The following is a 23,438-nucleotide window of genomic DNA, read 5'->3' on the forward strand; positions in this document are numbered from 1 at the left end:
ACCTCCAGATGTCGTCGCCGTGGTCTCCCGGACTGATCCCGGACTCTCCCCCTGGCACTCAGCGCATGCGAGTGCCAACGTCTCCCCGGCCAGTGTACGGCGGGAAGGTACGCCCCCGGCAAGGGCGGACCCGCTCGGTCGTGCCGACGGGGTCCTCGCCGTCGGTACCTGTCCGACCATTTCCGTCGTTGCCCGGAGGGCGGCCTCGCGACGCCAGGTGCCTGGTGCTCTCGACGTGCCGTGCGCGGACCCTCGTACCGGACGTACTTGGGCCTGCGCCCGAGGTGGCGAGAGGGCATGGGGCATGTAGGGCGCCGCGGGGCAGACGGGAATGGCCGTACAGGCACTAGCGTCTGCCCATGAGCGTGACTTGGGAAGAGGCGGGGTGGGAGAGGGTGGCGCCGCGGGTCGGGCGGCGGCGGCTTCCTGGCTGGGACTGCACGGTCGGGCTCGTGGCCGGCGAGGGGGCCGCCCTGCTGATCGACGCGGGGTCGAGCCTGCGGGAGGGCGCGCAGTTGCGTTCCGAGGCACGGCGGCTGCTGGCGGGTACGCAACCTGATGCCGAGGCGCGGCACGTGCCAGGTGGCGATCACCGGGTGACGCACCTCGCGCTCACCCACGCACACTTCGACCACGTGTTCGGCGCGGCCGCCTTCCCCGGTGTCGAGGTGTTCGGGGCGGTCGGCCTGGATACGGTCCTCGCGCACGGCCATGAGGAACTGCGCGCGGACGCCGTACGCAACGGCCTGGACCCGCTGGAGGCGGCCGAGGCCGCCGATCTGCTGGTCCGCCCCCGTCACCAGGTGTCCGGCGAGCGGACCCTGGACCTGGGCGGCGGCACACAGGTCCGGCTCGCGGACATCGGCCCCGGCCACACCGCCCACGACCTGGTGGTCCTCGTCCCAGGTTCGCCGCCTTGGCCGCAGATCGTCTTCTGCGGCGACCTGGTGGAGGAGTCCGGCGAACCCCAGGCGGGCCCCGACGCCGTCCCGTCCCACTGGCCGGCGGCGCTGGACCGACTGCTCGACCTGGGCGGGGAGGACGCGGTGTACGTTCCCAGCCACGGTGCGGTGGTGAATGCGGCGTTTGTCCGGGCCCAACGCGACACGCTGGCGGCCCGCTTCGGCGTGTCGTAGGAGGCCGTACGACACGGAGGCCCGGCTTCTCCTATCGTCATCCGAATGCGCCAGTACTCTCCGGACCTGACCCCGCCGTGGAAGAAGCCCAAGCCCGTGCCGGAGGTCCCCGCGGACCCCGGTCTGGTGGTCGAGGAGCCCGGCACCGGCTTCTGCGGTGCGGTGATCCGCTGCGAGGCGGGCACGGTGACGCTGGAGGACCGCTTCGGCAAGCACCGGGTGTTCCCGCTGGAGCCGCGCGGCTTCCTCCTGGAGGGCAAGGTGGTGACGCTGGTCCGCCCGGCGGCGGGGGCGCCCGTACGTCCCTCCCGCACCGCCTCCGGTTCGGTCGCGGTGCCGGGTGCGCGGGCGCGGGTGGCGCGGGCCGGGCGGATCTACGTGGAGGGCCGGCACGACGCCGAGCTCGTCGAACGCGTCTGGGGCGACGACCTGCGCATCGAGGGCGTCGTCGTCGAGTACCTGGAGGGCATCGACGACCTGCCCGCGATCGTCGCCGACTTCGCCCCGGGCCCGGACGCCCGCCTCGGCGTCCTCGTCGACCACCTGATCCCCGGCACCAAGGAATCCCGCATCGCCGACTCGGTCACCAGCAACCACGCCCTGGTCGTCGGCCACCCGTACATCGACATCTGGGAGGCCGTGAAGCCGTCCTCCGTCGGCATCCCGGCCTGGCCCCGCGTCCCCCACGGCCAGGACTGGAAAACAGGCGTCTGCCGCGCCCTGGGCTGGCCCGAGAACACCGGCGCGGCCTGGCAGCACATCCTGTCCCACGTACGCTCCTACAAGGACCTGGAGCCGGAACTCCTGGGCAGGGTGGAGGAGTTGATCGACTTCGTGACGGCACCAGAGACTGCTTGACGCGTCCGGCGCTGGAGATCTTTCAACCTGTCCAGCGCCGGAGATCTTTCAGCCCGTCCGGCGCTGGAGATCGTTCAGCCCGTCCGGCGTTTGAGGACGAGGCCGTTCAGGCCGAAGCGGGGGCCCGGGGGCGGCAGCCCCCGGAGACAAGGGACGGGTAGGGGCGGAGGGGGCGAAAACCCCCCACCTCAGTCCACCAGATCCCGCACCACCGCATCCGCCAACAACCGCCCCCGCAAGGTAAGAACGGCCCGCCCGTCGTCGTACGGCCCGTCCTCCAGAAGCCCCTCGGACAGCGCCCGCCGCGAGGCGGACAGCCCCTCCGGCCGGAGCAACGACAACGGACACCCCTCCCGCAACCGCAGCTCAAGAAGAATCCGCTCCACCCGCCGGTCCTCCCCGGAAAGCAGCTCACGCCCCGCCCCGGGCGACCTCCCCGCCGCCAGCGCCCCGGCATACGCCCCCGGATGCTTCACGTTCCACCACCGCACCCCGCCCACGTGACTGTGGGCGCCCGGCCCGGCGCCCCACCAGTCGGCACCACGCCAGTACAGCTCGTTGTGGAGGCACCGCCCGGCATCGGAGGTGGCCCAGTTGGACACCTCGTACCAGTCGAACCCCGCCCCCGCGAGCACCTCGTCGGCGATCAGATACCGGTCCGCGTGGACATCGTCGTCCGTCATCGGCACCTCCCCACGCCGGATCCGCCGGGCAAGCTGCGTACCCTCCTCGACAATGAGCGCGTACGCGGAAATGTGATCGGGCCCGGCCCCGAGGGCCGCTTCCAGCGAGGCGCGCCAGTCGTCGTCGGACTCCCCCGGGGTGCCGTAGATCAGGTCGAGGTTGACATGGTCGAAGCCCGCCGCGCGGGCCTCGGCGACACAGGCCTCGGGCCGCCCGGGCGTGTGCGTGCGGTCGAGCACCTTCAGCACGTGCTGCCGGGCGCTCTGCATACCGAAGGAGATCCGGTTGAAGCCCCCGGCCCGCAGGGTCGCCAGGTACGCCGGGTCGACGGACTCCGGGTTCGCCTCGGTGGTGATCTCCGCGTCGTCCGCGAGCCCGAACTCGGCACGGATCGAGGCGAGCATCCGTACGAGATCGTCGGCGGGCAGGAGAGTGGGCGTACCGCCGCCGACGAACACCGTACGGACGGGACGCGGGTCATCGCCGAGCACCTTGCGGGCGAGACGGACCTCGTCGATCAGCGTCTCGGCGTAGTTGTCACGGGAGGCGAGCACGCCTCCGGTGCCCCGCAGCTCGGTCGCCGTGTAGGTGTTGAAGTCGCAGTAGCCGCAGCGGGTCGCGCAGTACGGCACGTGGAGATAGAACCCGAGGGGGCGGTCGGCGGCCCCGGCCAGGGCGTGGGCGGGCAGCGCCCCGTCGTCGGGGACGGGCTCACCGTCGGGGAGTGCGGAAGGCATGCCTTCCATTGTCCCGTACGCCCGCCGGAACTCCGTACGGCCGACTGGTCCACGTTCCCCGCAGCCGGCTGGTCCGCATTCCTCACAGCCCGCTATTCCGCCTGGAGGACCAGCAGCGCCATGTCGTCCTCCGGCGGCTTGGCGCCGAACTCGTGGACCAGCCTGCGGATCCGTTCCGCGATGAGTTCCGCGCTCAGGCCGGTGCAGCCGACCAGGGCCTCGGCGAGGCCGTCGTCGTCATCGAACTGGCGCGGCCCGCTGCGGCGCTCGGTCACGCCGTCCGTGACGCACAGCAGGGTGTCGCCGGGGTACAGCTCGAAGGTCTCGGAGACGTAGGTCGCGTCCTCGAAGACGCCGAGGAGGGTCTGGGGGCAGGCCACCTCGTGTACGTCGCCGTCGGGGCCGAGCAGCAGCGGCAGCGGATGCCCGGCGGAGGCGAGGGTGCAGCGCACTCCACCGTCGAAGGGCACCAGTTCGCCGTACAGCATGGACAGGAAGCGTGTCTGCGGTCCGGGGTCGGCGCCGAGCCCGGGCCCGCCCGCTGCCACCAGCGCGCGGGCCGCCGCGTCCGCCGCCTCCGTCGCGTCGTCGAGCAGGAGCCTGTTGAGGCGGTCCAGGACGTCGGCGACCTCGTACCCCTCGCGGGCCAGCAGCCGCAGCCAGGGCCGGGCAAGGCCGATCACCACGGCGGCCTCGGGCCCCTTGCCCTGTACGTCGCCCACGACGAAGCACCAGCGCCCGTCACCGGCCGGGAACAGGTCGTAGAAGTCGCCGCTGGGGCCGCCCTTGTCGAGCGGCTCGTAGACGAGGGCGCTGCGCACCCCGGGGATCTCGGCGACCGCCCCGGGCAGCAGGCCGCGCTGGAGGACCCGGCTGATGGTGGCCTGGCGCGCGTACTGGCGGGCCGCGCCGATGGCGAGCGCGATCCGTCGACTGAGGTCCTCGACGAGGCCCGTGATCTCGTCGGCGAAGCCGGTCACTCCGGCCCGCCCGATGACGAGCGTGCCCAGCGGCCGCCCACCCGCGATCAGCCGGTACGCGAGCGCCGCCCCACTCACACCGGGACCGCTCACCCCCCTCCCGAGACCGGCCCCACTCGCCCCCGGCCCACTCCCGAGACCGGCCCCACTCGCCCCCGACCCATTCCCGAGACCAGCCCCACTCACCCCACTCCCGAGACCGCCTCCACTCGCCCCCGACCCACTCCCCAGACCAACCCCACTCACACCGCTCGCCAGGTCTGCCCCACTCGCGCCCGGCTCATCTGCCCCACTCCTGGGACCCGGTCCGCTCCCACCCGACCCACTCGCCGGACCTGCCCCGCCTGCCCTGCCTACCTCACTCGCCCCGCCAGCCCCGGTAACCTCACTCGCCCCGCCTGCCCTGCTGACCACACCCGCCCCACGCGGCCCACCCGCCCCACGAACCCCAGCACTCGCCCCGCCCACCCCACTCGCCCCGTGCCCCCCACCCGAAGCCAACGCCTCCCCCGGCCAGGGCACGGGCACGGCGCGGGAACGTATCGAGTCGGGCAGCCGGGGCGGGTCCTTCTCCAGGGCGCGGCGCAGGTCCTCGATGCGGTTCTCGCTGCCGTGCCAGACGCGGGCCAGGCGCGGCCCCAGGGCGAGACCGAGACCGCCGGCCCGGTCGGTGGCCTCGTCCTCCAGCCACACCGCGCACCAGTCGGCGAGGCGCGGCACGATCAGCTGCCCGGCGAGCGCGGCGACGAGGTCCTCGTCGAGTTGCCCGGCGAGCAGGTCGGAGGCCTCCGCGAGGAAGGAGAGGGCGCCGCGGTCGAGCCAGTCGTGCTCCTGCTGCGCGCTGCGACTCGACTCAGGGGCGAGTGTTTCGGCCACCCGCAGCCCGCGCTCCAGGGGCTGTTCACCGGCGTACGCCTCTGCCCTCTCGCCGTCTTCCACGATCCTTTCGACCTTGTCGACCTTGTCGATCCTGTCGACCTTGTCGACGTCCGAGATCGCCTCGCCGCCCACGCCGAGGCCGCTTCCGCCCACCGGCAGCCGCGCCCAGACGGTCTTGATTCCGGTGCGGTAGGTGATCCCCCAGGCGTCGGAGAGCGCGGAGACCAGCCGCAGACCGCGCCCGTACTCCGGTGTACCGTACGGCCGTTCGACGCAGTCGTCGCGTATCGCGCGCGCCGCGTGATGGTCGGACACCTCGATGATCAGCGAGCCCGGCGAGCCGTCGTCCATGCTTTCCATGCCGCATGCCAGCTCAACGTCGGTGCCCGCGTGCACAACGGCGTTGGTGACGAGTTCGCTGACGACCACGACGGCGTCATCGGTGAGCCGGTCGTCGATCATCTCGGCTCCGTGCGGGACGAGTTCGGCCCACTCGGCGAGAGCGGCACGCACGAACTCCCGGGCGGCTCCGGGCGCGAGCGGGGTGCCCGCCAGTGAAGTGCGGGCGACCTTTTCGTGGCCGGCGCGGTAGTGCGCGGGCGCGTCGGGCGCACGCGCCTTGGACTCCCGTTGCGTCGGAATGGCCCCCACGGTGCGGCTCCCTGAGCAGTTCGGACGAATAGGCCTCAGCCGATGCGGACACAGTGACAGACTGACTGTGCCCATAAGCGCCGAGTTACCGAAGTGGGCCGCCATGGCTGAGAACAGTGGTATGCGTGGGCTCGAAGACGGTCGGATCGACGGTCGTGTCGACGATCGGATCGACGGCCATGTCGACGGCCGGATCGCCGATCGGATCGACGGCCGGATTCAGGCATCGGATCTGCGCCCGCTGCTCGCCGCGATGACCGCCGCCCGGGATGGTGACTTCAGCAAGGTGCCGGAGACCGGCGACGGTGTGGTGGCCGATCTCTGCGCGATGTTCAACCAGATCATGGACCGCAGCTCCCACTTCAACTCCGAGGCGCAGCGGGTCCGCCGGGACCTGGTGCGGCACGGCCGCCTGGACGAGCGTCTCTCGGCGAGTCCGGGCCAGGGCAACTGGACGGCGCGGGTCAACGACGTGAACCAGTTGCTCGACGCCCTGGTCGCGCCCGCCGCGAACGCGACCCGCGTCCTCGACGCGGTGGCCGGCGGCGATCTGACCCAGCGGGTCGACCTGCACGACGGTAATCGTCAGCTCCGGGGCGACTTACGCCGGTTGGGGCGCGCCGTGAACAAGATGGTGGACCAGCTGTCCCTGTTCACCGGCGAGGTGACCCGGGTCGCGCGCGAGGTCGGCACGGAGGGGCGGCTCGGTGGTCGCGCCAAGGTGACGGGTCTGTCCGGGAGTTGGCGGGACGTGACCGAGGCGGTCAACACCATGGCGTCCCGGCTGACCGCCCAGGTCCGGGACATCGCGCTGGTGACGACGGCGGTGGCCCGCGGCGACCTGACCCGCACGGTGACCGTCGAGGCGACCGGTGAGCTGCTCGAACTGAAGCTCACCGTGAACACGATGGTCGACCAGCTCTCCGCCTTCGCCGACGAGGTGACGCGCGTCGCCCGCGAAGTCGGTACGGAAGGGCAGCTGGGCGGTCGGGCGCAGGTGCGCGGCGTGTCGGGGGTCTGGAAGGACCTCACCGACAACGTCAACTTCATGGCCTCGAACCTGACCTCCCAGGTCCGCAACATCGCTCAGGTCACCACGGCCGTGGCCAACGGCGACCTGAGCCAGAAGATCACGGTCGACGCGCAGGGCGAGATCCTCGAACTGAAGTCGACGATCAACACGATGGTCGACCAGCTCTCCGCCTTCGCCGACGAGGTCACCCGCGTCGCCCGCGAGGTCGGCACCGAGGGCAACCTCGGCGGCCGCGCCCAGGTCCGCGGCGTGTCCGGGGTCTGGAAGGACCTCACCGACAACGTCAACTTCATGGCGGACAACCTGACTTCACAGGTCCGCAACATCGCCCTGGTGTCCACAGCGGTGGCCCAGGGCGACCTCGGCAAGAAGATCACCGTCGAGGCGAAGGGCGAGATCCTGGAGCTCAAGTCGACCATCAATACGATGGTCGACCAGCTCTCCGCCTTCGCCGACGAGGTCACCCGCGTCGCCCGCGAGGTCGGCACCGAGGGCAACCTCGGCGGCCAGGCGCAGGTGCGCGGCGTGTCCGGCGTATGGAAGGACCTCACGGACAACGTCAACTTCATGGCCCTGAACCTGACTTCGCAGGTCCGCAACATCGCGCAGGTGACCACGGCCGTCGCGAACGGCGACCTCTCCAAGAAGATCACCGTCGACGCCCGAGGCGAGATCCTGGAGCTGAAGGACACCGTCAACACGATGGTGGAGCAGCTGCGCGCCTTCGCCGACGAGGTCACCCGCGTCGCCCGCGAGGTCGGCACGGACGGCCGGCTTGGCGGCCGCGCCCAGGTCCTTGGCGTCTCCGGTGTCTGGCGCGACCTGACCGACAACGTCAACTACATGGCCGACAACCTGACTTCGCAGGTGCGGAACATCGCGCAGGTCGCCACCGCCGTGGCCCAGGGCGACCTCTCCAAGAAGATCGACGTGGACGCCCGCGGCGAGATCCTGGAGCTGAAGACGACGATCAACACGATGGTCGACACCCTCTCCTCCTTCTCCTCGGAGGTCACCCGGGTGGCCCGCGAGGTCGGCTCCGAAGGCCAACTCGGCGGCCAGGCCAGGGTCGAGGGCGTGTACGGCACCTGGAAGCGCCTGACGACGAACGTGAACGAGCTGGCGCTGAACCTGACCACCCAGGTCCGCGCCATCGCCGAGGTCGCCTCCGCGGTGGCCCAGGGCGACATGTCCCGTGCCATCACGGTGGAGACCAAGGGCGAGGTCACCGAGCTGAAGAACAACATCAACCTGATGGTGGCCAACCTGCGCGAGACCACCCGCGCGAAGGACTGGCTGGAGTCGAACCTCGCCCGCCTCGCCGCGCTGATGCAGGGCCACCGCGACCTGATGGAGGTCGCCGACCTGATCCTGCGCGAGCTGACCCCGCTGGTGAACGCGCAGTACGGCGCCTTCTACCTGGCCGACCCCGAGGAGGAGACCCTGCGGACCGCCATCCCCGCCAAGGGGCTCGCCTTCATCGCCGGGTACGGCTCGGCGCAGGGCGCGACCGTCGACACGGGCGGCATGCCGGTGCACGGGCTGGTCCGGCAGGCCGCGCGCGAGAAGAAGCGGATCCTGGTGGAGGAGGTCCCGCCGGACTACATCAAGATCAACAGCGGTCTGGGCGAGGCCGCTCCAGCGAGCGTCGTCATCATCCCGATCCTCTTCGAGGACAAGCTTCTCGGCGTGATCGAACTGGCCTCGTTCTCCCGCTTCTCAGACGTCCACCTGGCCTTCTTCGACCAGTTCGTGAACACCATCGGCGTCGCGATCAACACGATCATCGCCAACTCCCGCACCGAGTCCCTGCTCGGCGAGTCCCAGCGCCTGGCGATCCAGCTCCAGGACCGCTCGGACGAACTCCAGTCGCAGCAGGCGGAGTTGCAGCGCTCGAACGCGGAACTGGAGGAAAAGGCAGCCCTGTTGGCGACGTCTTCGCAGTACAAGTCGGAGTTCCTGGCGAACATGTCGCACGAACTGCGCACCCCGCTGAACTCTCTGCTGATCCTCGCCCGCCTGTTGTCGGACAACCCGGACGGCCGTCTCTCCGACCAGGAGGTGCAGTTCGCGACCACGATCCACCGATCGGGCTCCGACCTGCTCCAGCTCATCAACGACATCCTCGACCTCTCGAAGATCGAGGCCGGCCGGATGGACGTACGCCCCAAGAAGCTCCCCCTCATCAAACTGCTCGACTACGTCCACGCCACCTTCCGCCCGCTCACCCTCGACCGGGGGCTCGCCTTCGAGGTGACCGTCCGCGAGGACGTACCGCGCGAGGTGTGGTCGGACGAGCAGCGGCTCCAGCAGATCCTGCGCAATCTGCTCTCCAACGCGATCAAGTTCACCGCGACCGGCCGGGTCGAGTTGCGCGTCAGGCGCGTCAAGGACCCGGACCACATCTACTCCCGCGAGAACAGCGACGACGTGATCGCCTTCGCGGTCTCCGACACCGGCATCGGCATCGCCCCGGGGAAACTCCCGGTGATCTTCGAGGCGTTCCAGCAGGCCGACGGCACCACCAACCGCAAGTACGGCGGCACGGGCCTCGGCCTGTCCATCAGCCGGGAGATCGCCGGGCTGCTCGGCGGCCGGATCATCGCCGAGAGCAAGCCCGGCCAGGGTTCCACCTTCACGCTGTACGTCCCTGTCGTCAGCCCCGGGCACGCGGCGACCGGACGCACCCACGAGGACCACGAGCTGCCCGTACCGGAGCTGTCCACCGATCCGTACCCCGCTCACGAAGCGGACGACACCTGGCCCACGCCCACCAAACTGGAGGCGTGGAAGGCCGGCCGGGCGGGACAAGTCCTGCCGGGGCGGCGGGTGTTGATCGTGGACGACGACATCCGCAACGTCTTCGCACTCACCCATGTCCTGGGCCGCGTCGGCATGCCCGTCCTGTACGCGGAGAACGGCCGCGAGGGCATCGAGACGCTGGAGCGCAACCCCGACGTCGAACTCGTCCTGATGGACATCATGATGCCGGAGATGGACGGCTACGAAACGATCGCCGCCATCCGCCACACCCCTCGCTGGACGGGCCTGCCCATCGTCGCGCTCACCGCGAAGGCGATGCCGGGAGACCGCGACAAGTCCATCGCGCAGGGCGCCAACGACTACGTAACCAAGCCGGTGGACGTCGACCAACTGCTCACCGTCGTCTGCGCGCTTCTCGACCCGCAGACCACAGCGGGCTCCGGATCCGCGGGCATCCCGGTTGTGCCGGAGAACCCGGGGAACCCGGGGCGCGCGAACGAGGACCGGCGGCCGGACGCCGCCACAGAGACTGCTGTACCCGTTGTACCGGGACCGAGCACATCAGGGGAGCCCGCGATCCCGCCGACGACTGAGTGAGGCACAGTCACCATGAGCGCTGAGGAAACAACCGACGAGCGCGCCAGCATCCTCCTGGTGGACGACATGGAGGACAATCTGATCGCCCTTGAGGCCGTCCTGGGATCTCTCAACGAGCCGCTGGTGCGCGCGCGTTCGGGCGAGGAGGCGATGAAGGCCCTGCTGCGGCAGCGGTTCGCCGTCGTCCTGCTCGACATCCGGATGCCGGGCATGGACGGCTTCGAGACGGCCGCGAACATCAAGCGGCTCGACCAGACCAAGGACGTCCCCATCATCTTCCTGACCGGCACCGACGCCGACGCGGGCTACGCCTTCCGCGGGTACGCGACCGGAGCCGCCGACTATCTGACGAAGCCCTTCGACCCTTGGGTACTGCGCGCCAAGGTCACCGTCTTCCTCGACCTCCACCGCAAGAACCAGCAGCTGGAACGCATGCTCGCCCGCGAACAGGAACAGTTCGACGAACTCTCGGGCTGCCTGAAGAAGATCGAGACGCACATGTCGGCCGGCAGCCTGCAGGACGTGTCCGAACTGCGCCATCAGGTACGGCAGATGGAGGGGCTGCTGCGGGAGATGCGAAGAGGGCGAGGCCTGTGACTCCCCGCCCCCTCGGGGGACTCATGCCTCGCGCGACCCCGCGTACATCTCATCGATCAGGTGCTTGTACTCGCGTTCGACAACCGGCCGCTTCAGCTTCAGGCTCGGCGTGACCTCGCCGTGCTCGACGTCGAGGTCACGGGGCAGCAGCCGGAACTTCTTGATGGTCTGCCAGCGCTGGAGACCCTCGTTGAGCTCCTTGACGTAACCCTCGACGAGGCTGACCGTGGCGGACGCGGCGACGACATCGGCGTACGACTTGCCCTCCAGGCCGTTCTCCGCGGCCCAGCCCAGAATTGACGGCTCGTCAAGTGCGATCAGCGCGGTGCAGAAGTTCCGGTCGGCGCCGTGCACGAGGATGTTGGAGACGTACGGGCACACGGCCTTGAAGTGGCCCTCGACCTCGGCGGGCGAGATGTACTTGCCGCCCGAGGTCTTGATGAGGTCCTTCTTGCGGTCGGTGATGCTGAGGTAGCCGTCCGGAGACAGCTCGCCGATGTCACCGGTGTGGAACCAGCCGTCGGACTCGAGCACCTCGGCGGTCTTCTCGGGCAGCCCGTGGTAGCCCTCCATGATGCCGGGGCTGCGCAGCAGAACCTCGCCGTCGTCCGCGATGCGCACCTCGGTGCCGGGCAGCGGCTTGCCGACGGTGCCGGTGCGGTAGGCCTCACCGGGGTTCACGAAGGAGGCGGCGGAGGACTCCGTGAGGCCGTAGCCCTCCAGGATGTGGATGCCGGCGCCGGCGAAGAAGTAGCCGATCTCGGGCGCGAGCGCGGCGCTGCCCGAGACACAGGCGCGCAGTTTGCCGCCGAAGGCCTCGCGGATCTTGGCGTAGACGAGCGCGTCGGCGACCTTGTGCTTGGCGCCGAGCGCGAAGGGCACGGAGGCGACGCCGGTGCGGCGGAAGTTGTCCTGGCTGGCCTTCGCGTACTCGCGCGAGACCTCGGCCGCCCACTGGAAGATCTTGTACTTGGCGCCGCCGCCGGCCCGCGCCTTGGCCGCGACCCCGTTGTAGACCTTCTCGAAGATGCGGGGCACGGCCGCCATGTACGTCGGCTGCACCACCGGAAGATTCTCGATGATCTTGTCCACTCGGCCGTCCACGGCGGTGACGTGCCCGATCTCGATATGGCCGGACGTGAGCACCTTGCCGAAGACGTGCGCGAGCGGCAGCCACAGGTACTGCACGTCGTCGGGGCCGAGCAGCCCGGTCGCGGCGATGGCCTTCGCCATGTACGACCAGTTGTCCTGCGGCAGGCGGACGCCCTTGGGGCGGCCCGTGGTGCCGGAGGTGTAGATCAGCGTCGCAAGCTGGTCGGAGGTGATCGCGCCGACCTTCTCCTTGATCAGGTCGGGGTTCTTCTCCAGGTACGCGGCGCCGCGGCTCTCCAGCTCGGCGAGTGTGAGAACCCAGTCGCTGCTCTCGACGCCCGCCGGGTCGATCACCACGACATGCGTCAGCTCGGGAAGGTCGGCGCGCTTCTCCACCGCCTTGGCGAGCTGGGCCGCGTCCTCCGCGATCAGGACCTTGCTCCCGGAGTCCGAGAGGATGAACGCCGACTCCTCGGCGTTCGTCTGCGGGTACACGGTCGTGGTGGCCGCGCCCGCGCACAGGATGCCGAGGTCGGCGAGGATCCACTCGACCCGGGTGGAGGAGGCGAGCGCGACGCGCTGCTCGGGCTGTACGCCCAGTTCGATCAGACCGGCCGCCACGGCGAAGACCCGCTCGGCGGCCTGGGCCCAGTTCAGCGACTTCCAGTCGTCCGGGCCCTCGCCCGAGGCGGCGGGCACCGGGTAGCGGTAGGCCTCGGCGTCCGGCGTGGCCGCCACACGCTCCAGGAAGAGGGCCGCGACGGACGGCGGACGGTTCTCGATCAGGGTCTGTGTGTCGCTCACGACATCCTCCGGAGCCCGCGACAGCGCGGCTGGCTCAATGGTGCGGCTGTTGTTTAACTCGCGAGTAACTATCGAGCAGAGATCAGAGTAAAGCCCGTCCGGCCACGGCGTAAGAGTCGGCGGCCTGTCACTTCCTACAGAGCGCGACCGGACGCATGCGCAGGGGCCCGCCGCGCCGGAGCACAGCGGGCCCTTGAGAACAGCCGGGAACAACGGCGTACCGCGCGGCTACTTCTTCCCCTTGCCCGAGCCGCTGTCCTCGTCGCTGGAGAGCACGGCGATGAAGGCCTCCTGCGGAACCTCCACAGAGCCCACCATCTTCATCCGCTTCTTGCCCTCCTTCTGCTTCTCCAGCAGCTTCCGCTTACGGGAGATGTCACCGCCGTAGCACTTGGCGAGGACGTCCTTGCGGATGGCGCGGATGGTCTCGCGGGAGATGACCCGCGACCCGATGGCCGCCTGGATCGGCACCTCGAAGGCCTGCCGCGGGATCAGCTCACGCAGCTTGGCGACGAGCCGCACCCCGTACGCGTACGCCGCGTCCTTGTGCGTGACCGCCGAGAAGGCGTCGACCTTGTCGCCGTGCAGCAGGATGTCGACCTTGACCAGGCTGGAGGCCTGCTCGCCGGTGGGCTCGTAGTCGAGCGAGGCGTACCCGCGGGTCTTGGACTTCAACTGGTCGAAGAAGTCGAAGACGATCTCCGCGAGCGGCAGCGTGTAACGGATCTCGACCCGGTCCTCGGAGAGGTAGTCCATGCCGAGCAGGGTGCCGCGCCGGGTCTGGCACAGCTCCATGATCGAGCCGATGAACTCGGAGGGCGCAAGGATCGTCGCCCGCACGACCGGCTCGAAGACCTTGTCGATCTTCCCCTCGGGGAACTCGCTCGGATTGGTGACGACGTGCTCGCTGCCGTCCTCCATGTCGACGCGGTACACCACGTTCGGCGCGGTCGCGATGAGATCGAGCCCGAACTCGCGCTCGAGCCGCTCCCGGACCACGTCGAGGTGCAGCAGCCCGAGGAACCCGACGCGGAACCCGAAGCCGAGGGCGGCGGAGGTCTCCGGCTCGTAGACGAGCGCGGCATCGTTGAGCTGCAACTTGTCGAGGGCCTCGCGCAGCTCGGGGTAGTCGGACCCGTCGAGCGGATACAGCCCGGAGAAGACCATGGGCTTGGGGTCCTTGTACCCGCCGAGCGCCTCGGTCGCCCCCTTGTGCAGGGTGGTGATGGTGTCACCGACCTTGGACTGCCGGACGTCCTTCACCCCGGTGATGATGTAGCCCACCTCACCGACACCCAGCCCGTCGGCCGCGGTCATCTCGGGGGACGAGACGCCGATCTCCAGCAGCTCATGGGTCGCTCCGGTGGACATCATCCGGATCCGCTCACGCTTGTTGAGCTGCCCGTCGATGACACGCACATACGTCACGACACCGCGGTAGGAGTCATAGACGGAGTCGAAGATCATCGCGCGAGCGGGGGCGTCCACGACACCGATCGGGGCGGGGATCTCGGCGACCACCTTGTCCAGCAGCGCCTCGACGCCCAGCCCGGTCTTGGCGGAGACCCTCAGCACGTCCTCGGGGTCGCAGCCGATGAGGTTGGCGAGCTCCTCGCCGAACTTCTCCGGCTGCGCGGCCGGCAGGTCGATCTTGTTGAGTACGGGGATGATCTTGAGGTCGTTCTCCATCGCCAGGTAGAGGTTGGCGAGAGTCTGCGCCTCGATGCCCTGGGCGGCGTCGACGAGGAGCACGGTCCCCTCGCACGCGGCAAGCGACCGGGACACCTCGTACGTGAAGTCCACGTGCCCGGGGGTGTCGATCATGTTGAGGATGTGGGTCTTGCCCGGATCCTCGGACGATGCCCAGGGCAGCCGGACCGCCTGGGACTTGATCGTGATGCCACGCTCGCGCTCGATGTCCATACGGTCGAGGTACTGAGCGCGCATCTGCCGCTGGTCCACCACCCCGGTCAGCTGGAGCATGCGGTCGGCGAGCGTGGACTTGCCGTGGTCGATGTGCGCGATGATGCAGAAATTGCGGAGCAGCGCCGGGGCGGTACGGCTCGGCTCGGGCACATTGTTAGGGGTCGCGGGCACGCAGGGTCCTGTCTCTTGAGGCGCCTGTCGCCTCGGGTCGGATCGATACGTAGGCTCCATGGTCCCACGGGCGGAGAGCTGCGACCGGTTTGGGCCGCTCGCACGAGCACTGGTAGCCTGGGTAGCTGTGTCTCATGCCCTCTCTGCACGAGGCACACCCAAGGAAATCAAACGGCGTGTGAGACGTGCTGTCTCGCGTGCCTGAACCTGTAAAGGCTCATTCGTGGCGAACATCAAGTCCCAGATCAAGCGGATCAAGACCAACGAGAAGGCTCGGCTGCGCAACAAGGCCACCAAGTCCTCTCTGAAGACCGCGATCCGCAAGGCCCGCGAGGCCGCTGCCGCCGGTGACGTCGAGAAGGCCACCGAGTACACGCGCGATGCGTCGCGCGCGCTCGACAAGGCCGTCTCGAAGGGCGTCATCCACAAGAACCAGGCCGCCAACAAGAAGTCGGCGCTTGCTTCCAAGGTCGCTTCCCTCAAGGGCTGATCCAACCCGACTTAACCGCCGGAAAGGACCCAGCGGGCCCTCTCTTCCGCTCCTGCCCGGCACCCCGGACCCACGCACGACCTGCGTTCGCCACGCGGGCGTGGTTCCAACAACGTGATCCAAGGCCCCGCTCTTCCTCCCTTCCCCGGGAGGCGAGCGGGGCTTTTGGCGTTGGAGGGAAGCGGGGCTTGGGGCGTTGAAGGGGAGCGGGCTTTGGCCATCTTTCAGCCCGCCTGGTGTTGGAGGCCTTTCAGCCCGCCTGGTGCTTGAGGCATCTTCAGCCTGTCCGGCGTTTGAGGACGAGCGCGTTCAGCGCGACAGCGGGGGGCTGGGGGCGGCAGCCCCCAGGAACAAGGGACGGGCAGGGGCGGAGGGGGCGAATAACTCCCCGGCCGACGCCAACGCCGGGCACCTACCCCCGCCGGGACCGCGCAGCCCGAGCAATCACCACAACAGCCTTCTCCAGGGCGTACTCAGGATCGTCCCCACCACCCTTGACCCCGGCGTCAGCCTCGGCAATCGCCCGCAGAGCGTCAGAAACCCCATCCGGAGTCCACCCCCGCATCTGCTGCCGAACCCGGTCGATCTTCCACGGCGGCATACCGAGCTCACGGGCAAGGTCGGCCGGCCGCCCACCCCGCGCGGACGACAACTTCCCGATCGCCCGCACCCCCTGCGCCAACGCGCTGGTGATCAGCACCGGCGCGACCCCGGTCGACAGAGACCACCGCAACGCCTCCAACGCCTCCGCCGCCCGCCCCTCCACGGCCCGATCGGCCACGGTGAAACTCGACGCCTCGGCCCGCCCGGTGTAGTACCTCCCGACAACGGCCTCGTCGATCGTCCCCTCAACATCCGCGGTCAGCTGCGACACCGCGGAAGCCAACTCCCGCAGATCACTCCCGATGGAGTCCACCAGCGCCTGACAGGCCTCAGGCGTGGCGGCCCTGCCCACCGCCCGGAACTCACTCCGCACGAACGCCAGCCGATCCGCCGGCTTCGTCATCTTGGGACACGCCACCTCCCGCGCCCCCACCTTGCGCGCGGCATCGAGCAGCCCCTTGCCCTTGGCCCCACCCGCGTGCAACAGCACCAGGGTGATCTCCTCGGCGGGCGCCCCCAGATACGCCTTCACGTCCTTGACCGTGTCGGCCGTCAGATCCTGCGCGTTGCGTACGACCACGACCTTCCGCTCGGCGAAGAGCGACGGACTCGTCAGCTCGGCAAGCGTGCCCGGCTGCAACTGGTCGGGGCTGAGGTCTCGTACGTCCGTGTCGGCGTCGGAGGCCTTGGCAGCGGCCACCACCTCCTGCACGGCACGGTCGAGCAGGAGATCCTCCTGGCCCACCGCAAGCGTGACGGGGGCGAGAGGGTCGTCATTAGCAGTCTTCCTGGCCATCCCGACAAGCATCCCACGCGCCACTGACATCGCGGCGCGAGTGCCCGGCACCCGGCACCCCCGCGGAGCGCTACGGCTCCTCGCGCCAGCCGTCCCACTCCGCCACGAACTCGTCCAGTTCCTTCGGGTCGAGCCGCGCCTCGGTGTCCCGCAGCACCACCAGCCACTGCGCGTCCTCGGCGTCGTCCTCACCGGCCAGCGCGTCCCGCACGAGCTGCGGTTCCTCATCCAACCCGAACCTGTCACCCAGTGCCTGCGCGGCCTCTTCGGCGGCGTCACGGTCGGGCAGTACCAGCACATGTCTCACATCGCTCACCCAGACATTTTCCGATACGCCGGACCCCGACCGACACCAGGCCCGACCGACACCAGGCCCACCCGGTGCCAGACACGACCGGTGCCAGACACGACCGGTGCCAGACACGACCTACGCCACGGTCAGCCGGCTCCCACGACGAAGCCGTCACGGCACACTGCCGGCCCGCGCACTCCCCTGCGCCGACGCCGCCCACGAGTGCCTCTATGGGACCCGACCCTGGGCGGGCAGCCTCCCCACCCCGCGCCGCCGGTGCGATCAGCCCGCCTCTCTCGCCTCCCTCACCTCCCTCACCTCTCCGCCTTCCGTACCTCCGGCACCTCCCCCAGCTCGATCCCGAACTGCTCGCGATAGGTCGCCAGCACCTCCTCGTCCGTGGCCAGTTCCGACACCTCCTTCGCCCCGTCAGGCGCCGTCACCGTGAAGCTCCGACCGCTGAGCGTGATCCGGCCGCCGTCCCCGGTGACCCGCGAACAGACCAACGACCGCGCGAAATGCGACGTCGGCGAGGTGCTGTGCCACCAGACCCCCGTCACGAAGTCCTTGAGCACCCGCGGCCGTACCTCCAAGCGGTACTGCACCCTGCCGTTCCGGATGACATCGAGATCCTCCCTTTCACGCGACCCTCCGGCGCCCCGCACCCCCGCTGCGTCCGGCCCTGCCTCGACGACCCGGAACATGCCCCCGGGCTCCTCCTGCTCCCCTCGCTCCCCGAACGCCAGCGGGTAGAGGCTGAGCGCCCCGAACCCGACGTCGGTCAGCCAGTCACCCCCGTCCACCGTCCGCACACGCAGCGCGAGATGGTCGTACGGAATCCCGAGCCGCGCCTCGTCGTCGTACACCCGCCCCGCCAGCAGCGTCACATCGAAGCCCAGCGCTCCCAGCAACGCCCCGAACGCTCCGTTCAGTTCGTAGCAGAAGCCACCTCTGCGCGCCCCCACCAGCTTGTCCAGCAGCCTCTTCTCCTCCAGCACGATCTCCTCACCGAGGTGAATCGACAGGTTCTCGAACGGCACCGTCTCCAGATGGCGGCGGTGAAGCTCACGCAGCGCATCGGAGGTGGGCCACGCGGGGTACTGGGCCCCGATCCTGCGGAGGTAGGCGTCGGCCTGTGCGGAATTCATGGGCTCAGTGTCTCGCCACGCTCAGGCCGCCGCCCGCACCTACGACCGCCAGCGCCCCGTCCTCGTCGGTCCGCAGCACCACGGCACCCCCGGCGCGCAGCGCCGCGACGGTGCTGGGCGCCGGATGCCCGTACGGGTTGTCCTCGCCGCACGAGATGAGCGCGAGCCGCGGGGCCACCCTGCGTATCAGGTCGGGGTCCTGGTAGGCCGAGCCATGATGGGCGACCTTGAGCACGTCCACGGCTCTCAGCTCAACTGCCGCGGGCGATCTCAACAACGCCTGCTGAGCCGGAGGTTCGAGATCGCCGAGCAGCAGCATCCGCAGTCCCGCCGACCGTACGAGCAGGGTGACACTGGCGTCGTTCGGGCCATCCGGAGTGGGGGCCGAACTCGGCGGCGGCCACAGCACCTGCCAGTCGAGACCGCCCGTGCGGCGCCGTTCCCCCGACACGGCCCGCGTCACCGGGATGTGCCGTGCCGCGGCCTCCCGTCTCACGAACTCGGCCTGGTCCGCCGGCTCTTCGAACCCGGTCGTCTCGATCGCACCCACCGAACGCCCGCGCAGCACACCTTCCAGCCCCGCCACATGATCTGCATGAAAATGCGTGAGTACGACGAGCGGAATGCGGGTGACTCCGAGCGCGCCCAGACACCGGTCCACCAGTATCGGGTCGGGCCCGGCGTCCACCACCACGGCCGTACCGGCACCCGCGGCGAGCACTGTCGCGTCTCCCTGCCCCACGTCGCACATCGCCATCCGCCAGCCGGGCGGTGGCCACCCCGTGATCACTCTGGTGAGCGGCGGCGGCTGCACCACGGCCAACAGGAACAGCACCCCGCAGACGCCAGTCAGCCACGGATACCTCAGGAGCCGACGCCCGACGAGCACCACGGCCACCACCACAAGGGCGAGCAGCAGCGCTCCCGTCCAACTGCCCGGCCAGTCCACTCCCCCGCCGGGCAGCGCCGCCCCGGTACGAGCGATGTCCGCGATCCACTGGACGGGCCAACTCGCGCACCACGCCAAAGCCTTGGCAGCAGGCATCGCCACCGAGGCCGTCGCCAGCGTCGCGAAGCCCAGCACCGTGGCCGGCGCGACCGCGAACTCCGCGAGCAGATTGCACGGCACCGCCACCAGACTCACCCTGGCCGAGAGGACCGCGACGACGGGCGCGCACACGGCCTGTGCAGCACCGGCGGCGGCGAGCGCCTCGGCCAGGCGCGGCGGCACCCGACGCCTCTGGAGCGCGGCACTCCATCGTGGCGCCAGGGTGAGCAGCGCACCGGTCGCCAGGACGGAGAGCACAAAGCCGTAACTGCGCGACAGCCAGGGGTCGTACAGCACCAGGAGCAGGACGGCCGTGGCCAGCGCGGGGATCAGCGATCTGCGGCGCCCGGTGGCGATGGCGAGCAGCGCGATCGATCCGCAGGCCGCGGCCCGCAGCACACTCGGGTCCGGTCGGCACACGATCACGAAGCCGAGCGTCAGCGCGCCGCCGAACAGCGCGGTGGCCCGTAGCGGTACGCCGAGCCGCGGTGCGAGCCCACGCCGCTCGACACGCTGGGCGAGGCCAGGTGGTCCGATGAAAAGAGCGAGCAAGATCGTGAAGTTGCCGCCACTGACCGCGAGAAGATGCGTGAGATCCGTCGCCTTGAACGCTTCGTCCAACTCCGGTGTGACCCGTGCTGTGTCCCCCACAACCAGCCCCGGAAGCAGCGCCCGCGCGTCCGCGTCCAGTCCGTCGGTCGCCTCCCGCAAGCCCGCACGCAGCCCACCCGCGAATTGCTGTGGCCCGTATGGCTCCCCCACCACCTCCGGCGGCGCACTCCCCCGCACCCGCAACACCGCCGCGATCTCGTCCCCACCCGACAGGGCGGGCGCGAGCCGCGCGGCAACCCGCAACCGCGTGGACGGCAGCAGCGAGAGCCAGGGCGAACGCTCACCGGACAGCGGAGGCGAGCCCCTTGCCGAGCCGGCGTCGACGATCATCAGCACCGGTGTACGCATCAGCACGTCGGTCCCGTCCGCCCGCATCAGCCGCCGGACCTCAGCATCGAGCAGCACTGCCGTCGGAGCCGCGTGATCTCCCCTGACCCGTGGTCGGGTGAGCCGTGCATCGGAGGTGACCTCGACCTCGACGGTCACCTGCGCGTACTGCCGTGCCAGGGCAGGAACGGGCCCCCGCCGCAGATCCGCCCCGTGCAACCCGGCGGAAGCAGCGGCCGCGGCGACACACAGCAGCACTGCGGCAACAGACACCCGGGGCCACCTATGCGTCCGCTCTCCCCGGCGCCCATCGGCGCCGGGGACCCCTTCTCGCCGTTCACCGAGCCGACGTACCCCCGGCCCGTCCCGGAACCGACGCCCCTCCAGTCCATCTCGGAACCGCCCTCCCTCCGCCCCCTCCCGGAACCGGCTTCCCTCCAACCCCTCCCGGAACCGACGCCCGTGTTGCCCTTCCCCGAAGCCGAATCGTCGTCCCGCGCGTCCCTCCTCACTGTCGCGGTGCGCCCCCCTTCGACCCGCAATAAGCAACGCCCCACCCACGACCAGGCAGACCACCGCCACGCCCGCGACCCACCCGGGCGGCCCCCCAAGCGTCACCGCTGCCGTAAGCCAGGCTGCCATCGCGGGCGGCACGAGCCGTAAGTCCGTCGGCCCTTCCTCCCGGGGATTCGAGGCTCCCAGCCGCTGGCCCGAGGCAGCATGCACAGCCCGCCGGTTCACGGCGCCGACATCAGCCTCACCGGCATCAGCACCACCCCCGGGCCCCGCACCACCAGCACCAGCGAAGCGCACAACCCTCCGCCCGCTCACGGCCGCACCAGATTCCGAAGATCGGCGAACCGGCGGTCGCCGATCCCATTGACCTCACGAAGCTCGTCCACCGAGCGGAAGCCTCCGTTCTGGGTGCGATAGTCGACGATGTGCTGGGCCAGGACGGGGCCCACGCCCGGGAGGCCGTCGAGCTGCTCCACGGTGGCCGTGGTGAGTGAGACGGGAGCGGCGGGAGCGGCACCGCCGACGGATGCGGCGCTGCCGGCCGTTCCTGATCCTCCGACGAGCGCAGGCACACCGACCGCGACCTGTTCGCCGTCCACGAGAAGGCGGGCGCGGTTGAGTCCTTCGGTATTCGTGCCCGGACGCACTCCGCCCGCGGCTCGCAGCGCGTCCTCCACGCGGGAACCGGTTCGCAGGCGTTGGAGTCCGGGGCTGCGCACCTTGCCGCTGACATCCACCACGATCACGGTCCCGGCCGCACCGACCGGGCCGGGTGACCCGGCCGCGGCATCCGGCGCCAACTCCTGCTGCTTCGCCTGTCCGGCCGCTTCGCCGAACGGAGCCGCCGCCCGTACCACCTCAGGAGCCCGCACCGACTGAGTCCGGCCGACCCAGAAGTGCTGCACGGCAAAGACCGCAGCGACGACGAGCAGCACGCTCAGGGCGACCACACTTCTGCGTTCAAGCCCGCATCGCGACTGCAACCACAACGGCATCCGCTCCCGCACGGCGGGCCCGACCCGATCCCGCCACGCCTCCGCCGCGCCACCGGAAGCAGCATCGCCACGCACACCGGCGTCAACGGCCACACCCTCGCCTGAAGCACCCCGGTCAACCGCCCACCTCACAGCGGAGGAATCACGGTTATCGGCCCACCTCACAGCAGAGGGGTCACGGTCATCCCGCCACCTCACCCAGGAGGATTCACGGTCTTCCGCCCCGCTCCCCCGCAAACCATCATGGTCACCCGGCGTGCGCCCCCGGAAGCCACCCTCGCCCCCGACCCCCCGCACCCCGGACTCACCCTCATCTTCGCCCTCACCCCTGTCCAAAACCCCACTGCCGCGCCCCTCAACCCCCCACACATCAGCGACGCCCATCCCCGCCGCAGTTCTCCCCCTCGGGGTATCCCCCACATCCCAGTCCCCCGCCCCCTCCCCCGGAGGCCCACTCCCGTTCCCGTTCCCGAACTCCTGCCGCTCTCCAGCCCTTTCGGCGAAGAGCGCCTCCGCGCGCAGGCGGAGTGCCTCGGCCGAGGCCTCGCGGCGCCGGGCGCGGCTTCGGGGACGGTGCCGGTCATGGCGACGGCGATGGCGGGTGCGGCCGTCGGAGAGGTGCCCGCGGCCCGGGCCGCTGGTCGCAGTGGCTGCGTGTGAACGTGATCGAAGTGCCATGCGGCGAGGATCCAGCACCTCGACAACTTCGCGATGATCTTGCTCAATTCCCGGGGACTAGCGCTCAGTTGTGGATAACTCCATCACCCACAGGAGCCACACCTGCCACAGAACACCGCACACGCACCTCTGGCCTCACCGGGGTGAGACAACCGCCCCCAGCAGCCCAGGCCCCGTGTGTGCACCGATCACTGCGCCGACCTCGCTGACATGCAGGTCCACGAGACCGGGCACCCGCGCCCGCAGCCGGTCCGCGAGGGCCGAGGCCCGGTCGGGTGCCGCGAGGTGGTGGACGGCGATGTCGACCTGGGCGCTGCCCGCGCGGTCGGCGACGATCTCCTCCAGGCGGGCGATCGCCTTGGACGCCGTCCGTACCTTCTCCAGGAGTTCGATACGACCGCCGTCCAATTGCAACAGCGGCTTGACCGCGAGCGCGGAGCCCAGCAGCGCCTGCGCGGCTCCGATCCGGCCGCCGCGGCGCAGATAGTCGAGGGTGTCGACGTAGAAGTACGCGGAGGTGCCGGCGGCTCGTTTCTCCGCGGCCGTGACCGCCTCGTCGATCGTGCCCCCCGCCTCCGCGGACTCCGCCGCGGCCAGCGCACAGAAGCCGAGCGCCATCGCGACCATCCCGGTGTCCACCACACGCACGGGTACCGGAGCCTCCCGCGCGGCGAGGACCGCGGCGTCGTAGGTACCCGAGAACTCGGACGACAGATGGAGGGACACGATGCCGGTGGCGCCCGACTCGGCGACCCTGCGGTAGGTCGCGGCGAAGACTTCGGGGCTGGGCCGTGACGTGGTGACGGGGCGCCGCTTCTGCAGCGCCTGGGCCAGGGAGCGGGCCGAGATCTCGGTGCCCTCTTCAAGGGCCCGGTCGCCGAGGACCACGGTCAGGGGCACCGCTGTGATGCCGTGGCGCTCCATCGTCCGCGGCGGCAGGTAGGCCGTTGAATCGGTGACGATCGCGACATGGCGGGACATGAGCTGGAGGTTACCTGCCGGGGCATGCGGTCGGCAGCCCGGCC

15 protein-coding genes are annotated in these 23,438 nt (G+C 70.1%); 5 read left to right on the forward strand and 10 right to left on the reverse strand.

Annotation, left to right across the window (positions count from 1 at the left end; translation table 11 throughout):
• Positions 1-359: 359 nt before the first annotated feature.
• Positions 360-1,136, forward strand: a complete 777-nt coding sequence (locus ACIPC1_RS03865; protein ID WP_402512957.1) for an MBL fold metallo-hydrolase — start codon at positions 360-362, stop codon at positions 1,134-1,136.
• A gap of 45 nt (positions 1,137-1,181) precedes the next feature.
• A complete protein-coding gene (locus tag ACIPC1_RS03870) occupies positions 1,182-1,994 on the forward strand; it encodes a DUF3097 domain-containing protein (RefSeq protein ID WP_402512959.1) in 813 nt (270 codons plus the stop codon).
• A 188-nt stretch (positions 1,995-2,182) separates the two neighbouring features.
• On the opposite strand, the gene hemW is transcribed toward ACIPC1_RS03870, so the two are convergent.
• Entirely contained in the window at positions 2,183-3,415 is a 1,233-nt protein-coding gene (gene hemW, locus ACIPC1_RS03875; protein ID WP_402512961.1) for a radical SAM family heme chaperone HemW, read from the reverse strand.
• Positions 3,416-3,507: 92 nt separating this feature from the next.
• Complete coding sequence (locus ACIPC1_RS03880) at positions 3,508-5,925, reverse strand: SpoIIE family protein phosphatase (RefSeq protein WP_402512962.1); 2,418 nt, start codon at positions 5,923-5,925, stop codon at positions 3,508-3,510.
• Between the two features lie 253 nt (positions 5,926-6,178).
• Here ACIPC1_RS03880 and ACIPC1_RS03885 point away from each other — a divergent pair, with 253 nt between their 5' ends.
• Both ACIPC1_RS03885 and ACIPC1_RS03890 read left to right on the forward strand, forming a co-directional pair.
• Complete coding sequence (locus tag ACIPC1_RS03885) at positions 6,179-10,318, forward strand: HAMP domain-containing protein (protein WP_402513407.1); 4,140 nt, start codon at positions 6,179-6,181, stop codon at positions 10,316-10,318.
• 12 nt (positions 10,319-10,330) lie between these two features.
• Positions 10,331-10,915 carry a two-component system response regulator gene (locus ACIPC1_RS03890; protein ID WP_402512964.1) on the forward strand — a complete coding sequence of 195 codons (585 nt, stop codon included), beginning with the start codon at positions 10,331-10,333 and terminating at the stop codon, positions 10,913-10,915.
• 21 nt (positions 10,916-10,936) lie between these two features.
• Here ACIPC1_RS03890 and ACIPC1_RS03895 read toward each other — a convergent pair whose 3' ends face one another.
• Together ACIPC1_RS03895 and lepA are read right to left on the reverse strand one after the other, a co-directional pair.
• Positions 10,937-12,811, reverse strand: a complete 1,875-nt coding sequence (locus ACIPC1_RS03895) for an AMP-dependent synthetase/ligase (protein ID WP_402512965.1) — start codon at positions 12,809-12,811, stop codon at positions 10,937-10,939.
• Between the two features lie 228 nt (positions 12,812-13,039).
• Positions 13,040-14,908, reverse strand: a complete 1,869-nt coding sequence (lepA, locus tag ACIPC1_RS03900; protein ID WP_365441779.1) for a translation elongation factor 4 — start codon at positions 14,906-14,908, stop codon at positions 13,040-13,042.
• Positions 14,909-15,131: 223 nt separating this feature from the next.
• Here lepA and rpsT point away from each other — a divergent pair, with 223 nt between their 5' ends.
• Entirely contained in the window at positions 15,132-15,398 is a 267-nt protein-coding gene (gene rpsT / locus ACIPC1_RS03905; protein ID WP_384393638.1) for a 30S ribosomal protein S20, read from the forward strand.
• Positions 15,399-15,810: 412 nt separating this feature from the next.
• On the opposite strand, the gene holA is transcribed toward rpsT, so the two are convergent.
• The 6 genes from holA to ACIPC1_RS03935 all read right to left on the reverse strand — a co-directional run bounded on the left by holA (position 15,811) and on the right by ACIPC1_RS03935 (position 23,394).
• The gene (gene holA / locus ACIPC1_RS03910) at positions 15,811-16,797 is read right to left on the reverse strand and encodes a DNA polymerase III subunit delta (RefSeq protein ID WP_402512967.1); all 987 of its coding nucleotides are present in this window, start codon (positions 16,795-16,797) and stop codon (positions 15,811-15,813) included.
• 70 nt (positions 16,798-16,867) lie between these two features.
• The gene (locus tag ACIPC1_RS03915; RefSeq protein ID WP_402512969.1) at positions 16,868-17,113 is read right to left on the reverse strand and encodes a hypothetical protein; all 246 of its coding nucleotides are present in this window, start codon (positions 17,111-17,113) and stop codon (positions 16,868-16,870) included.
• A 290-nt stretch (positions 17,114-17,403) separates the two neighbouring features.
• Positions 17,404-18,237 carry an arylamine N-acetyltransferase gene (locus tag ACIPC1_RS03920; protein WP_402512970.1) on the reverse strand — a complete coding sequence of 278 codons (834 nt, stop codon included), beginning with the start codon at positions 18,235-18,237 and terminating at the stop codon, positions 17,404-17,406.
• Between the two features lie 4 nt (positions 18,238-18,241).
• Positions 18,242-20,950: a ComEC/Rec2 family competence protein gene (locus ACIPC1_RS03925; RefSeq protein WP_402512972.1), complete on the reverse strand. Its 2,709-nt coding sequence runs from the start codon at positions 20,948-20,950 to the stop codon at positions 18,242-18,244.
• A 101-nt stretch (positions 20,951-21,051) separates the two neighbouring features.
• The gene (locus tag ACIPC1_RS03930) at positions 21,052-22,119 is read right to left on the reverse strand and encodes a helix-hairpin-helix domain-containing protein (protein WP_402512974.1); all 1,068 of its coding nucleotides are present in this window, start codon (positions 22,117-22,119) and stop codon (positions 21,052-21,054) included.
• 429 nt (positions 22,120-22,548) lie between these two features.
• Positions 22,549-23,394: a DegV family protein gene (locus ACIPC1_RS03935; protein WP_402512976.1), complete on the reverse strand. Its 846-nt coding sequence runs from the start codon at positions 23,392-23,394 to the stop codon at positions 22,549-22,551.
• Positions 23,395-23,438 lie beyond the last annotated feature (44 nt).

The sequence above is a fragment of the Streptomyces sp. NPDC087263 genome, from assembly GCF_044744645.1.
In the GTDB taxonomy this organism is placed as follows: domain Bacteria; phylum Actinomycetota; class Actinomycetes; order Streptomycetales; family Streptomycetaceae; genus Streptomyces.

What these genes read in the sequence shown, in the direction of transcription:
- ACIPC1_RS03935 (WP_402512976.1), bottom strand. Translation starts at nt 23,394, where the DNA reads ATGTCCCGCCATGTCGCGATCGTCACCGATTCAACGGCCTACCTGCCG.
- ACIPC1_RS03890 (WP_402512964.1), top strand. Translation starts at nt 10,331, where the DNA reads ATGAGCGCTGAGGAAACAACCGACGAGCGCGCCAGCATCCTCCTGGTG.
- ACIPC1_RS03920 (WP_402512970.1), bottom strand. Translation starts at nt 18,237, where the DNA reads ATGAATTCCGCACAGGCCGACGCCTACCTCCGCAGGATCGGGGCCCAG.
- hemW (WP_402512961.1), bottom strand. Translation starts at nt 3,415, where the DNA reads ATGCCTTCCGCACTCCCCGACGGTGAGCCCGTCCCCGACGACGGGGCG.
- ACIPC1_RS03930 (WP_402512974.1), bottom strand. Translation starts at nt 22,119, where the DNA reads ATGGGCGTCGCTGATGTGTGGGGGGTTGAGGGGCGCGGCAGTGGGGTT.
- ACIPC1_RS03865 (WP_402512957.1), top strand. Translation starts at nt 360, where the DNA reads ATGAGCGTGACTTGGGAAGAGGCGGGGTGGGAGAGGGTGGCGCCGCGG.
- ACIPC1_RS03885 (WP_402513407.1), top strand. Translation starts at nt 6,179, where the DNA reads ATGACCGCCGCCCGGGATGGTGACTTCAGCAAGGTGCCGGAGACCGGC.
- ACIPC1_RS03870 (WP_402512959.1), top strand. Translation starts at nt 1,182, where the DNA reads ATGCGCCAGTACTCTCCGGACCTGACCCCGCCGTGGAAGAAGCCCAAG.
- holA (WP_402512967.1), bottom strand. Translation starts at nt 16,797, where the DNA reads ATGGCCAGGAAGACTGCTAATGACGACCCTCTCGCCCCCGTCACGCTT.